Source organism: Cellulomonas sp. KH9 (genome assembly GCF_900114185.1).
Lineage (GTDB): Bacteria > Actinomycetota > Actinomycetes > Actinomycetales > Cellulomonadaceae > Cellulomonas.
The window spans coordinates 18,888-31,043 of record NZ_FOSE01000002.1 but is presented as its reverse complement, the minus strand read 5'-3'; the positions used below and the strand labels follow the sequence as shown (position 1 = coordinate 31,043).

Annotated in this window: 14 protein-coding genes; 5 read left to right on the top strand and 9 right to left on the bottom strand. The window is 74.6% G+C overall.

Annotation, left to right across the window (positions count from 1 at the left end; translation table 11 throughout):
• Positions 1-63 precede the first annotated feature (63 nt).
• The 3 genes from BMZ16_RS06300 to BMZ16_RS06290 are packed head-to-tail and all read left to right on the top strand — an operon-like array spanning position 64 to position 2,142.
• The gene (locus tag BMZ16_RS06300; RefSeq protein WP_089798795.1) at positions 64-735 is read left to right on the top strand and encodes a biotin transporter BioY; all 672 of its coding nucleotides are present in this window, start codon (positions 64-66) and stop codon (positions 733-735) included.
• On the top strand, positions 732-1,460 hold the full coding sequence (locus tag BMZ16_RS06295; RefSeq protein WP_089798794.1) for an energy-coupling factor ABC transporter ATP-binding protein: 729 nt from the start codon (positions 732-734) through the stop codon (positions 1,458-1,460). Before BMZ16_RS06300 ends, BMZ16_RS06295 begins: the two co-directional genes overlap by 4 nt.
• Positions 1,461-1,506: 46 nt before the next feature.
• The gene (locus BMZ16_RS06290; protein ID WP_089798793.1) at positions 1,507-2,142 is read left to right on the top strand and encodes an energy-coupling factor transporter transmembrane component T family protein; all 636 of its coding nucleotides are present in this window, start codon (positions 1,507-1,509) and stop codon (positions 2,140-2,142) included.
• Positions 2,143-2,182: 40 nt separating this feature from the next.
• On the opposite strand, the gene BMZ16_RS06285 is transcribed toward BMZ16_RS06290, so the two are convergent.
• Complete coding sequence (locus BMZ16_RS06285) at positions 2,183-2,593, bottom strand: DUF3817 domain-containing protein (protein WP_177199619.1); 411 nt, start codon at positions 2,591-2,593, stop codon at positions 2,183-2,185.
• A 95-nt stretch (positions 2,594-2,688) separates the two neighbouring features.
• Here BMZ16_RS06285 and BMZ16_RS06280 point away from each other — a divergent pair, with 95 nt between their 5' ends.
• Positions 2,689-3,990: an alpha/beta fold hydrolase gene (locus tag BMZ16_RS06280; protein WP_255366407.1), complete on the top strand. Its 1,302-nt coding sequence runs from the start codon at positions 2,689-2,691 to the stop codon at positions 3,988-3,990.
• Between the two features lie 79 nt (positions 3,991-4,069).
• Complete coding sequence (locus BMZ16_RS06275) at positions 4,070-4,939, top strand: KPN_02809 family neutral zinc metallopeptidase (protein ID WP_089798791.1); 870 nt, start codon at positions 4,070-4,072, stop codon at positions 4,937-4,939.
• 70 nt (positions 4,940-5,009) lie between these two features.
• Here the strand turns inward: BMZ16_RS06275 and BMZ16_RS06270 are convergent, their stop codons facing one another.
• The 8 genes from BMZ16_RS06270 to BMZ16_RS06235 all read right to left on the bottom strand — a co-directional run bounded on the left by BMZ16_RS06270 (position 5,010) and on the right by BMZ16_RS06235 (position 12,064).
• Positions 5,010-5,372 carry a metal-sulfur cluster assembly factor gene (locus tag BMZ16_RS06270; RefSeq protein ID WP_089798790.1) on the bottom strand — a complete coding sequence of 121 codons (363 nt, stop codon included), beginning with the start codon at positions 5,370-5,372 and terminating at the stop codon, positions 5,010-5,012.
• Positions 5,369-5,884 carry a Fe-S cluster assembly sulfur transfer protein SufU gene (sufU, locus tag BMZ16_RS06265; RefSeq protein WP_089798789.1) on the bottom strand — a complete coding sequence of 172 codons (516 nt, stop codon included), beginning with the start codon at positions 5,882-5,884 and terminating at the stop codon, positions 5,369-5,371. The genes BMZ16_RS06270 and sufU overlap by 4 nt, the downstream gene beginning before the upstream one ends.
• On the bottom strand, positions 5,881-7,233 hold the full coding sequence (locus BMZ16_RS06260; protein WP_089798788.1) for a SufS family cysteine desulfurase: 1,353 nt from the start codon (positions 7,231-7,233) through the stop codon (positions 5,881-5,883). Before BMZ16_RS06260 ends, sufU begins: the two co-directional genes overlap by 4 nt.
• Positions 7,234-7,348: 115 nt before the next feature.
• A complete protein-coding gene (sufC, locus tag BMZ16_RS06255) occupies positions 7,349-8,113 on the bottom strand; it encodes a Fe-S cluster assembly ATPase SufC (RefSeq protein ID WP_089798787.1) in 765 nt (254 codons plus the stop codon).
• 21 nt (positions 8,114-8,134) lie between these two features.
• Entirely contained in the window at positions 8,135-8,467 is a 333-nt protein-coding gene (locus tag BMZ16_RS06250; protein WP_089798786.1) for a non-heme iron oxygenase ferredoxin subunit, read from the bottom strand.
• Positions 8,464-9,771: a Fe-S cluster assembly protein SufD gene (gene sufD / locus BMZ16_RS06245; RefSeq protein ID WP_089798785.1), complete on the bottom strand. Its 1,308-nt coding sequence runs from the start codon at positions 9,769-9,771 to the stop codon at positions 8,464-8,466. Before sufD ends, BMZ16_RS06250 begins: the two co-directional genes overlap by 4 nt.
• Complete coding sequence (sufB, locus tag BMZ16_RS06240) at positions 9,771-11,228, bottom strand: Fe-S cluster assembly protein SufB (RefSeq protein WP_089798784.1); 1,458 nt, start codon at positions 11,226-11,228, stop codon at positions 9,771-9,773. The genes sufD and sufB overlap by 1 nt, the downstream gene beginning before the upstream one ends.
• Positions 11,225-12,064, bottom strand: a complete 840-nt coding sequence (locus tag BMZ16_RS06235) for a helix-turn-helix transcriptional regulator (protein ID WP_089798783.1) — start codon at positions 12,062-12,064, stop codon at positions 11,225-11,227. Before BMZ16_RS06235 ends, sufB begins: the two co-directional genes overlap by 4 nt.
• Positions 12,065-12,156: the final 92 nt, after the last annotated feature.

The following is a 12,156-nucleotide window of genomic DNA, read 5'->3' as shown; positions in this document are numbered from 1 at the left end:
GTCGCACGCCCGCCTCCGGGCGGACGGCCCGACGACCGTCCACCTCACCGGCGGGAGACGCCCATGTCCAGCCCTTTCCCGCACGACGACGGCGCGCGCACCGTGACGCCCGTGCCCGGCCCGGTCGTCGCCGAGGTGCTCGGCGACCCTCCTGCACCGCGCTCCGTGCGCCGGACCAGCACGGACGTCGCCCTCGTGGCCACGTTCGCGGCGTTCGTCGCCGCGTGCGCCCTGGTGCCGGCGATCCCGACGGGGGCGGGCGTGCCCGTCACCCTGCAGACGTTCGGCGTCGTCGTCGCGGGCCTCGTGCTCGGCGCCCGGCGCGGGTTCCTCGCCGTCCTGCTGTACCTGGTCGTGGGCCTGGCCGGGGTACCCGTCTTCGCCGAGATGACCGGCGGCCTCGGTGTGCTGGGCAAGCCGTCGGTCGGCTACCTGCTGGCGTTCCCCGTCACCGCGGCGGTCGCCGGGTGGCTCGGCTGGCTCGCGCTGCGCGCGCGCCCGGCGTGGCGCTACCCGCTGCTCGTCGCCGCAGGCCTCGGCTCGTCGTTCCTGGTCACGCACCCCGCCGGGATCGTCGGGCTGATGACGCGGCTCGCGGTCGGCCCCGCCGAGGCTCTGGCCATCGACGTCGTCTACTGGCCCGGTGACGTGGTGAAGAACCTGCTCGCCGCGGGTGTGACGCTGGCCGTGCTGCGCGCGTTCCCCGACCTGCGCCGCGGCCGGCGCACGGCGTGATCGAGCTCGACGCGGCCGAGGTCACCGCCTGGTCCCCCGACCCGGCCGGTGGCCCGGACCGCGTCGTGCGGCTGCTCGGGCCCGTCACGCTGCGGCTCACCGAGCGGCGCGTGGCCGTGGTCGGGGCCAACGGCTCCGGCAAGTCGACGCTCGCCCGCCTGCTCAACGGGCTGGTGCTGCCCTCGGCCGGTGCGGTGCGCGTCGACGGGCTCGACACGGCCGCCGACGGCCGCGCCGTGCGGCAGCGGGTCGGCTTCGTGTTCACCGACCCCGACGCGCAGATCGTCATGCCGACGCCGCTGGAGGACGTGGCGCTGTCGTTGCGTCGCACGGTGCCGGACGCCCGCGAGCGCGCGTCACGTGCCCTCGACGTGCTGACCCGGTTCGGCCTCGCGCAGCGGGCGCACGTGTCGGTGCACGCCCTGTCCGGCGGGCAGCGCCAGCTCCTCGCCCTGGCCGCGGTGCTGGCGACCGAGCCGGCCGTGCTGGTCTGCGACGAGCCGACCACGCTGCTCGACCTGCGGTGGCGCACCCACGTGGACGCGCTGCTCGCGTCCCTGGCGCAGCAGGTCGTCGTGGTGACGCACGACCTGGAGGCGGCCGCGCGTGCCGAGCGCGTGCTCGTGGTGGACGACGGCCAGGTCGTCGCCGACGACGCGCCGGGGCCCGCCCTCGCCCGCTACCGGGAGCTCATGGGCGCACGCGCCGCCGAGGCCGTGCCGTGAGCGGGCCGCCACGATCCCGGACCCGGCGCGGCCCGGGGGGTCCCCGGTGAGCGCGGGACGGCCGCAGCGCGTGCCCTGGGCCGGCCCGCTGGGCCTGCACCGTCCCGGGACGAGCCCGGTCCACCGCGCGCCCGCAGGGCTCAAGCTGGTCCTGCTCGCGGCGGTCGGCGCGGTCCTCGTCGTCCGCACCGGACCGGTCGTGGCGGCCGTCGGGCTGCTCGTCGTGATCGCGCTCGGGGTCGTGGCCCGCACGCCGTGGCGGACGTCGACACGCGGGCTGGTGCCCGTGCTGCTCACGGCCGCCGCCCTCGGCGGGTACCAGACGTGGGCGCGCGGTGCGGCGTACGGCGCGGAGGTGGCACTGGACCTGCTGACCCTGGTGCTGGCGGGCACCCTGGTGACGACGACGACCCGCGCCGACGACCTGCTGACCGTGGTCGCGCGGGCCGCGCGCCCGCTGCGGCACGTCGGGCTGCCGCCGGAGACGGTGGCGCTCACCGTCGGGCTGTTCCTGCGCACCGTCCCGGTGCTCGTGCGGGTCACGGGCGAGGCGCGGGACGCCGCCCGGGCACGCGGGCTGGAGCGGGACCCCCGGGCGGTCGTCGTGCCGGCGGCGGTGCGGATGGTGGGGCACGCGCGGACGACGGGCGACGCGCTGGCGGCGCGCGGGCTCGGGGACTGAGCCCGTACCGGCAGGTGCGCGCGGGGCGGCGCGGCGCGTGTCAGGTGCCGGGTACCGCCGCCGGGTCGCCGTCGGTCGGCAGTGGGCGGGCGAGCCGGCCGGTGCGTCGCAGCCACCGCTCGAGCGGCAGCGTGACCAGGGGCGGCACCGCGGCGGCCAGCGCGATCCCCGCGACCCACCACGGCCAGCGCAGCCGCACGGCGGCGACCAGGGCGACGACCGTGTAGAGCAGGAACGCCCCGCCGTGCAGGCGCCCGAAGACCGCCACGCCGAGCTCGGTGGTCTGCGTGACGTGCTTGAGGACCATGCCGACGAGCAGGCCCGCCCACGTGAACGCCTCCACGAGCGCGACGACGGCGAACAGGCGCCCGACGGGACGCACGGGAGCGGTGTCGGCAGGCACGGACGGGGACGCGGCCGGGACGGACGGCGCGGGGGTGGACGCGGGCATGCGGTCGCTCCTGGGGTCGGGGGTGGCCGCGCCCATGCTGCCCCACGTGCGGGTGCGGGCGGGAACCGGCCCACGGTGCGGCCCGTTACGGGGTCATGACGACACGGGACGGTCGCGCGGACGGCATGACGGGGCAGGGCTCGGGCGGACGGGACGCCGCTCGCCGCGCGGCGGTCGAGCGCGCCGCGCGCGGGGTCCTCGCGCACGGCGGGGGGACGGTGGACCGGCCGGTCCACGGCGACACCCTCCCGCTGGCCTACGTCCGTACCGCTCCGCGCGGTGACGCCCCTCCGCTCGTCGTCGTGCCGGGCGGCCCGGGGCTCGCGTCCGTGCTGCCCTACGTGGCGTTGCGCGCCGAGGCCACCCGCCGCGGGCTCGACGTCCTCATGGTCGAGCACCGCGGGATCGGTCTGTCACGCCGCCTGCGCGGGGGCGACGACGTGCCGGGCGAGGCCGTCACGGTCGCCGCGGTCGTGGACGACCTCGCGGCGGTGCTGGACGCGGCAGGCGTGGAGCGTGCTGTCCTGCTCGGGGCGTCCTACGGGTCGTACGTCGTCCAGGCCTTCGGCACGCGCCACCCCGACCGCGTCGCCGGGATGGTCCTCGACTCCCCCGTCCTGGCCCCCGCGGACGACCTCGCCGCGTGCCGCGCGCACCGGCGCCGCCTCCTGTGGGACGGCGACCTGCGCGCCGATGACGACCCGGCCCTCGTCGGCGTGGCCGAGGCGGTCCGCTCCCTCGCGGACGAGGTACCGGCGGCCGACCTCGCCCACGTCGTGCAGGTCGTGCACGAGTTCGCCGGCCCGCAGGTGCTGCACCGCCTCCTGCTCGCCCGGCGTGCCGGACGGCTGCGGGCGGTGTGGGACCGGGTGGCGACGCTCGGCAGCGGCGAGGTGGCGGGCGCCGGACAGCCGTTCGTCATGGAGCCGGACCTCGTCGCGGGGATCATGGACGACGAGCTCGGGTACGCGCTGCCGCCGGACGGTGGTCCCCTCGACCCGCAGCTCGCGTTCGCCGACGCGGCCGCGCGGCACGAGGGCGGCGGTGGCGGCTCCCCGGCCGCCCCGGTCGACCTGCCGGCGGCGCTGCCGACGTTCACGTGGCCCGTCGCGGTCCTCTCCGGCGACCGCGACCTGCGCACGCCCCGGCCCGTCGCCGAGCGGGTCGTCGGGCTCGCCCCGGACTCCGTCCTCGTCCCGCTCGCCGGCACGGGCCACAGCGCGCTGGACACCCACCGGGCCGCCGCCCTGCTCGCCGCCCGCGCGGTGGCGGCCGGCGCGGCGCACCGGTTGCCGGACCTTGCCCCTCGACTTGCCGCCCTGCCGCGGCGCGGTCCGTCGCGGCACGTGGGGACGGCGCTCGCGGCGGTCGTGCGGGCGACGACGCGCCGCCCCTGACACGCTGCCGCGCACGGGCTCCCGGACCACCGTCCAGCGCCGCCGCGCGCGTGCGTGACCTCGGGGCTAGCGTGTGCGCGTGACGTTCAGCGAGGGTGGCAGGTTCGAGGGCGGCCGGGTCAAGCGCCACGGGCGCGGCGGCACCGCGGTGGCCGGTGGCGGCCTCGTCGGGATCATCGCCCTGGCGATCTTCCTGTTCACCGGCCAGGACGTGTCCGGGATCCTCGGCTCCGGGCAGGGAGGCGGCGCGAGCCAGCCCGTCGAGGAGGTCGGCGAGTGCACCGCCGAGCAGGCGAACGCCGATCCCCTGTGCCGGTACTCCGCCACCCTGGAGTCGCTGGACGTGTACTGGGCGGCCACGGTCCCCGCGGGGACCGCCTTCGCACCTCCGTCGGGCAACGAGTTCACGGACGGCGTCGCGACCGGCTGCGGCCAGGCCTCCGCGTCGACCGGCCCGTTCTACTGCCCGGCCGACCAGGGCATCTACCTGGACGTCGCCTTCTTCGACCTGCTGCAGCAGCAGCTCGGCGCGCAGGGCGGGCCGCTGGCGGAGATGTACATCTACGCCCACGAGTACGGCCACCACGTCCAGCACCTCACGGGCGTGTTCGACTCCGCCGACCGCAGCGGCGGCGGCGCCGAGTCCGACTCGGTGCGGGTCGAGCTCCAGGCCGACTGCTACGCGGGGATGTGGGTCGGCGACGCCGCCACGCGGGAGGACCCCGAGACCGGCGTCACGTACCTGCAGCCGCCGACGCGCGAGGAGCTCGCGCAGGCGCTCGACGCGGCGGCCGCCGTCGGCGACGACCACATCCAGCAGCAGTCGGGCGGCGTGAACCCCGACACGTGGACCCACGGCTCCAGCGAGCAGCGGCAGACGTGGTTCACCACCGGCTACGAGCAGGGCTCGCTCGAGGCGTGCGACACGTTCGCGACCGACAGCCTCTGACCGGGACCCGTCCGACGACGCACGGCCGCCCCCTCACCTGGTGGTGAGGGAGCGGCCGTGACGCGGTGGGTCAGATGTTGAAGCCCAGGGCCCGCATCTGCTCGCGGCCGTCGGGCGTGATCTTCTCCGGGCCCCACGGCGGCATCCACACCCAGTTGATGCGGAAGCCGTCGACGACGCCCTCGAGCGCCTGGGCCGACTGGTCCTCGATGACGTCGGTCAGCGGGCACGCCGCCGACGTCAACGTCATGTCGATGACGGCGGTGTTCGTCTGGTCGATGACGACGCCGTAGACGAGGCCGAGGTCGACGACGTTGATGCCGAGCTCGGGGTCGATGACGTCGCGCATCGCCTCCTCGACGTCCGCCGCCGTGGCGGCACCGGTCGTGGGCGCGCCGGTCGCGGGCACGGGCGTGGTCTCTTCGGTGGTCATGCGTCCTCCGTCGTACGGGCTCCGGACAGGATGAGGGCGTCGGCCAGCGCGACCCAGCCGAGCTGGGCGCACTTGACGCGCGCGGCGTAGCGCGAGACGCCGGTGAACGCCGCGGCGTCCCCGAGGATCTCCTCGGCGTCGTCACCGATGCCCGCGCCCTGGGACTGCATCAGGTCGCGGAACGTGGCGGCGAGCCGGTCGACGGTCGGCAGGTCCTGCCCCACGACCAGGTCGTGCAGGACGGACGCCGACGCCTGCGAGATCGAGCACCCCTGGCCCTCCCAGGCCACGTCACGCAGCACGGGGACGTCACCGCTGGTGTCGACGTCGACGTGCATCGTGATCTCGTCGCCGCAGGTCGGGTTCACCTGGTGCGAGGTCGCCGCGCACGTGCCGTGGTCGGCCACGGCCACCCCGACGGCCGTCGCGCCGGCCGGCAGGCCCCTGCCGTGCGGGTGCTTGGCGTGGTCGAGGATGACCTGCTGGTACAGCTGCTCCATGGCCGAGCTCACGCGGGCCTCCCGTCCGTCGTCGTGTCCTGCAGACCGAAGAACGTCCGGACCCCCGCCAGGGCTTCCCGGAACGCGGCGACGTCGTCGTCGGTCGTGTAGACCCCGGCGCTCGCGCGGGCCGTCGCAGCCACGCCGAACCGGCGGTGCAGCGGCTGCGCGCAGTGGTGTCCGACGCGCACCGCGACCCCCGCGTCGTCGAGCACCTGGCCGACGTCGTGCGCGTGCACGCCGTCGACGACGAACGACACGGCCGCGAGCCGGTCGACGTTCTCGGTGGGGCCGATCACGCGGACGCCGGGCACGGACGCCACGGCGTCGAGCAGCAGCCCCGCGACGTGGTGCTCGTGCGCGGCCACGGCCGGCATCCCGAGCTCGGCGAGGTACTGCGCCGCGGCGCCCAGCGCCACGGCCTGCGAGACCATCTGCGTGCCCGCCTCGAACCGCTGCGGCGGCGGGGCGTAGGTCGTGGCCTCCATCGTGACGACCTCGACCATCGAGCCGCCGGTGGTGACCGGCGGCATGGCCTCGAGCAGCTCGCGCCGGCCGTACAACGCACCCACGCCGGTGGGGCCGTACATCTTGTGGCCGGAGAACGCGGCGAAGTCCACACCGAGGGCGTGCAGGTCCACCGGCAGGTGCGGCACGGACTGGCACGCGTCCAGCACGGTCAGTGCCCCGACCTCGCGGGCCCGGGCGACGAACGCCTCGACCGGCGTGACCGCACCCGTGACGTTCGACGCGTGCGTGAAGGCCAGCACCCGCGTGCGGTCCGTGACCACCGTCGCGAGGTCCTCGGTGCGGATCCGTCCGTCGTCGTCGACCCCCAACCAGCGCAGGGTCGCCCCGGTGCGGGCCGCGAGCTCCTGCCACGGCACGAGGTTCGCGTGGTGCTCGGCCTCGGTGACGACGATCTCGTCACCGGCGCCCAGTGCGAACCGCCGGGCGGCCTCTCCCCCGCGCCCCAGGGACGCGTTGGACATCGCGTACGCCACGAGGTTGATCGCGGCAGTCGCGTTCGACGTCCACACGAGCTCACCGGGCGACGCGCCGACGAACCCGGCCACGCGCGCCCGGGCGTCCTCGAAGGCCTCGGTCGCCTCCTCGGCCAGCTGGTGCGCGCCGCGGTGCACGGCGGCGTTGCGCCGGACGTAGAAGTCCTGCTCGGCGTCGAGGACGACCTCGGGCTTCTGCGACGTCGCCCCGCTGTCGAGGTACACCAGGCGGCGGCCGTCGCGCAGCGTCCGCTCCAGCAGCGGGAAGTCGGCCCGCACGGCGGTGAGCTCGGCGGCGGACAGCGTCGGGCCACCGAGGTGGCCGGCCGGGACGAGCGGCTCGAGCGTGCTGGTCATGTGTCCTCCGGACGGGCGGCGGGCGCCCGCGGGTGCGTGCGACGAGATGGTCGCCCCGGGGGGGGCGGCCGGTGCGGCGGCCGCCGGGTGGGACCCGGCGGCCGCCGCGACGGGCTCAGGCCGAGGTGCCGGCCGTGAGGAAGCGGTCGTAACCCTCGTTCTCGAGGCGCTCGGCCAGCTCCGGGCCGCCCTGCTCGGCGATCCGGCCGTCGACGAAGACGTGCACGAAGTCCGGCGTGATGTACCGCAGGATGCGCGTGTAGTGCGTGATGAGCAGGACGCCCACGTCGCCACCGGCCTTGACCCGGTTGACCCCCTCGGACACGACGCGCAGCGCGTCGACGTCCAGGCCGGAGTCGGTCTCGTCGAGGATCGCGAAGCGCGGCTTGAGCAGCTCCATCTGGAGGATCTCGTGGCGCTTCTTCTCACCGCCGGAGAAGCCCTCGTTGACGGAGCGCTCGGCGAAGGACGCGTCCATGCGCAGGTCGTCCATCGCGGCGCGCACGTCCTTGACCCACGTGCGCAGCGGGGGCGCCTCGCCGGCGATGGCCGTCTTGGCGGTGCGCAGGAAGTTCGACACCGAGACGCCCGGGACCTCGACGGGGTACTGCATCGCGAGGAACATGCCCGCGCGGGCACGCTCGTCGACGCTCATCGCGAGGACGTCCTCGCCGTCGAGCAGCACCGTGCCCGACGTGATCTGGTACTTCGGGTGCCCGGCCAGCGAGTACGCCAGCGTGGACTTGCCGGACCCGTTCGGGCCCATGATCGCGTGGGTCTCACCGCTGTTCACGGTGAGGTCGACGCCGCGGAGGATGGGCTTGGCGCCCTCCTTCGTCTCGACGCTGACGTGCAGGTCGCGGATCTCCAGGGTGGACATCTGGGGGTACTCCTCGCAGTTTCAGAGCGGCGCGTCGACGTCGACGAGCACACGCTCGCCGTCGACGGTCACGGGGTAGACGGGGACGGGGCGGATCGCGGGCGGCGACAGCGGCTTGCCGGAGCGCAGGTCGAACCTCGACCCGTGCAGCCAGCACTCCACCGTGCAGTCCTCGACCTCGCCGTCGGACAGGGAGACGGCACCGTGCGAGCAGACGTCGCTGATCGCGTGCCAGTCACCGGACTCGTCGCGGACGACGGCGACCTCGACGGGTCCCGCCTCGCCCTCGAGCTCGACGCGGAGCGCACCGGCGACCGGGACGTCCGCGGTGTAGCAGGCCAGCTGGGCGCTCATGCACGCTCCGGGGCGGCCGCGGCCTCGGATCCCTCGACCTGGGGCACACCGAGGATCTCGCTCATCGACTTCTCGAGCTCGGCGTCGATCGCGGCGACGAGCCGCTCCTCGACCTCGGGCACGCCGATCTCGTGGATGAGCTCGGCGAAGAAGCCGCGCACGACGAGGCGGCGCGCGTCCGTCTCGGGGATCCCGCGGGCGCGCAGGTAGAAGAGCTGCTCGTCGTCGAACCGGCCGGTGGCGCTGGCGTGGCCGGCACCCTCGATGAGACCGGTCTCGATCTCGAGGTTCGGGACCGAGTCCGCGCGCGCGCCGTCCGTCAGGACGAGGTTGCGGTTCAGCTCGTACGTGTCGGTCCCCTCGGCGGCCGCGCGGATCAGCACGTCGCCGACCCAGACGGTGTGGGCGCCGACGCCCTGCAGGGCGCCCTTGTAGGTGACCCGGGACACGCAGTTCGGGACCGCGTGGTCCACGAACAGGCGGTGCTCCTGGTGCTGGTCCGCGTCCGCGAAGTACAGGCCGAGCGCCGTGACGGACGCGCCCTCGCCGACGAACTCGGTGTCGGGCGTGATGCGGACGACGTCGCCGCCGAGCGTGACGACGATGTGCTTCACGGTCGCGTCGCGCCCGATCCGCACCCGGTGGCTGGCGGCGTGGACCGAGCCGGCCGCCCAGTCCTGCACCGACACGACCGTCAGGTGGGCACCGTCCTCCGCGACGATCTCGACCGTCTCGGTGAGGTTGGCGTGCCCGACGTGGTCGAGCACGACCACGCCCTGGGACATCGGCTCGGCGTGCACCAGCAGGTGCGCGGCGGTCGGCTCGAGGGGGGCCTCCGCCAGACCGGCGCCCTCGATGCCCTCGACGACCACCGACGTGACCTTGGAGGACACCGACTCGCGGGGCAGCGTCACGACCGTGGCACGGTCGAACGACGCCCACGCGGTCGCCGCGGCACGGTCGCCGGGCTTGCCGGCGGTGCCGAGGCGCACGTCGTCGCGGTCGACGATCTCGACGCGGACCTCGGGCGCCTCGACGACGGTCGTCAGGACGCCGCGGCCGCTGAGGACGCCGTCGGTCGCCGCGGCGAACAGGCCGGCGAACCGGTCGACGGGCGCGAAGCGCCACTCCTCCTCGCGCCCCGTGGGCACGGGGAAGTCCGCGACGTCGAAGCTCGTCGGACGCGACGCGCGCGACGCCTCCGGGACGATCCCGCCGTGCGTGTGCGCGCCGTCGGCGGTCGCACGGGAGTGGTCCGTCGAGAGGCCCTCGGTGGGGACCTGCTCGTTCGTGGTGGTCGACATCAGCCGACGGCCCCTTCCATCTGCAGCTCGATGAGGCGGTTGAGCTCGAGCGCGTACTCCATGGGCAGCTCACGGGCGATGGGCTCGACGAACCCCCGCACGATCATGGCCATGGCCTCGGTCTCGGTCATGCCTCGGGACATCAGGTAGAACAGCTGGTCCTCGCTGACGCGGGAGACCGTGGCCTCGTGGCCCATCGACACGTCGTCCTCGCGGACGTCGACGTACGGGTACGTGTCGGAGCGCGAGATCTGGTCGACGAGCAGGGCGTCGCACAGCACGTTGGACGCCGAGTGCTCGGCCCCCTCGAGGATCTGCACGAGCCCGCGGTACGACGTGCGACCGCCCCCGCGCGCCACCGACTTCGACACGATGGACGAGGACGTGTGCGGCGCCGCGTGCACCATCTTGGAGCCCGCGTCCTGGTGCTGGCCCTCGCCGGCGAACGCGATCGACAGCGTCTCGCCGCGGGCGTGCTCACCCATGAGGTAGATCGCCGGGTACTTCATGGTGACCTTGGAGCCGATGTTGCCGTCGACCCACTCCATGGTGGCGCCCTCGGCCGCGGTCGCCCGCTTGGTCACCAGGTTGTACACGTTGTTCGACCAGTTCTGGATGGTCGTGTACCGCACGCGGGCGTTCTTCTTCACGATGATCTCGACGACCGCGGAGTGCAGCGAGTCCGACTGGTAGATCGGCGCGGTGCAGCCCTCGACGTAGTGCACGTAGGAGCCCTCGTCGGCGATGATCAGCGTCCGCTCGAACTGGCCCATGTTCTCCGTGTTGATGCGGAAGTAGGCCTGCAGCGGGATCTCGACGTGGACGCCCGGCGGCACGTAGACGAACGACCCGCCGGACCACACGGCGCTGTTGAGCGCGGCGAACTTGTTGTCGCCCGGGGGGATCACGGAGCCGAAGTACTGCTCGAAGATCTCCGGGTGCTCGCGCAGACCCGTGTCGGTGTCGAGGAAGATGACGCCCTGCTCCTCGAGCGACTCCTGGATCTGGTGGTAGACGACCTCGGACTCGTACTGCGCGGCGACGCCCGCGACGAGACGCTGCTTCTCCGCCTCCGGGATGCCGAGCCGGTCGTACGTGTTCCGGATGTCCTCGGGCAGGTCCTCCCAGCTGGTGGCCTGCTTCTCGGTGGACCGCACGAAGTACTTGATGTTGTCGAAGTCGATGCCCGACAGGTCCGCGCCCCACCAGGGCATGGGCTTCTTCTCGAACAGCCGCAGCGACTTCAGACGCGTCTTGAGCATCCACTCGGGCTCGTTCTTGAGCCGCGAGATGTCGCGCACGACGTCCTCGGACAGGCCGCGCCGCGCGACGGCGCCGGCGACGTCCGGGTCGTGCCACCCGTAGGTGTAGTTGCCGATCGAGGCGATGGCCTCGTCCTGGCTCATCGGCTCACCGGTCGCCGGCCGGGTGGCCGTGTCGTCCGTGGGTGCGCTCATGGTGTCGGTCCTTCCGTCGAGTGCACGGGGGCTGGGGAGGGCTGGGGGGTCGGTGGTCGGGCGTGCCGACGGTCCGGCGGCCGCGCGGGGTGGTCGGGCGCCTCGTCGGCGTCCGGGGGCGATGACCTGCCGCCACCGGCGGGGATGCTCGTGGTGCACACGTGGCCACCCGAGCCGAGCGTGGACAACCGCTGCACGTGCACGCCCAGCATCCGGCTGAAGGCGCGCGTCTCGGCCTCGCACAGCTCGGGGAACTGCGCGGCCACGTCCTGGACGGGGCAGTGCCCCTGGCACAGCTGCACGACGGCGGTCCCGGGCACGGGGCGCGCCGACGCGGCGTAGCCGTCGTCGGCCAGGGCTCGTGCGAGGGCCCGGGCGCGGGCCGTGACGTCCTCGCCGGCGGCGTCGACGACGCCCGCGTGCCGCGCCTCCAGCTCGGCCACGCGGTGCTCGGCGAACTGCTGGACGGCGCGCGGGCCGGCTGCGTCGGCGAGGAAGTGCAGGGCGTCGGTCGCGATCTCCGCGTACCGCTGGGTGAGGGCGGCCTGGCCCTGTCCGGTCACGACGTAGCGTCGCGCGGGCCGGCCGCGGCCGCGCGTGCCCGCGGGGCCGACGTGCACGGCCACCTGGTCCGCCAGCTCGAGGGCCTGGAGGTGCCGGCGCACGCCCGCGGCGGCGAGGTCGAGCGCGGACGCGAGGTCCGCGGCGCTGACCGGGCCGTCGGAGGCGACGAGCTGCAGGATCCGGCGGCGGGTGGAGGCGTCGTGCTCGCTCGCCGCGTCGGGGCTGCGGTCGGCGTCGGCGCCACGGTCGGCGACGGGTGTGGACCCGGCCATGCAGCACCTCCCCGCGACGTCGGCACCCTCGACCCGCCAGAGCCGTCGGTGTGGGCACGACTGCACCCGATATCGGCAACATCCTTGTTGCC

Coding starts and splice junctions, on each gene's coding strand:
- BMZ16_RS06280 (WP_255366407.1), top strand. CDS start 2,689: ATGACGACACGGGACGGTCGCGCGGACGGCATGACGGGGCAGGGCTCG.
- BMZ16_RS06285 (WP_177199619.1), bottom strand. CDS start 2,593: ATGCCCGCGTCCACCCCCGCGCCGTCCGTCCCGGCCGCGTCCCCGTCC.
- BMZ16_RS06260 (WP_089798788.1), bottom strand. CDS start 7,233: ATGACCAGCACGCTCGAGCCGCTCGTCCCGGCCGGCCACCTCGGTGGC.
- sufC (WP_089798787.1), bottom strand. CDS start 8,113: ATGTCCACCCTGGAGATCCGCGACCTGCACGTCAGCGTCGAGACGAAG.
- sufB (WP_089798784.1), bottom strand. CDS start 11,228: ATGAGCGCACCCACGGACGACACGGCCACCCGGCCGGCGACCGGTGAG.
- BMZ16_RS06250 (WP_089798786.1), bottom strand. CDS start 8,467: ATGAGCGCCCAGCTGGCCTGCTACACCGCGGACGTCCCGGTCGCCGGT.
- sufD (WP_089798785.1), bottom strand. CDS start 9,771: ATGTCGACCACCACGAACGAGCAGGTCCCCACCGAGGGCCTCTCGACG.
- BMZ16_RS06270 (WP_089798790.1), bottom strand. CDS start 5,372: ATGACCACCGAAGAGACCACGCCCGTGCCCGCGACCGGCGCGCCCACG.
- BMZ16_RS06235 (WP_089798783.1), bottom strand. CDS start 12,064: ATGGCCGGGTCCACACCCGTCGCCGACCGTGGCGCCGACGCCGACCGC.
- BMZ16_RS06300 (WP_089798795.1), top strand. CDS start 64: ATGTCCAGCCCTTTCCCGCACGACGACGGCGCGCGCACCGTGACGCCC.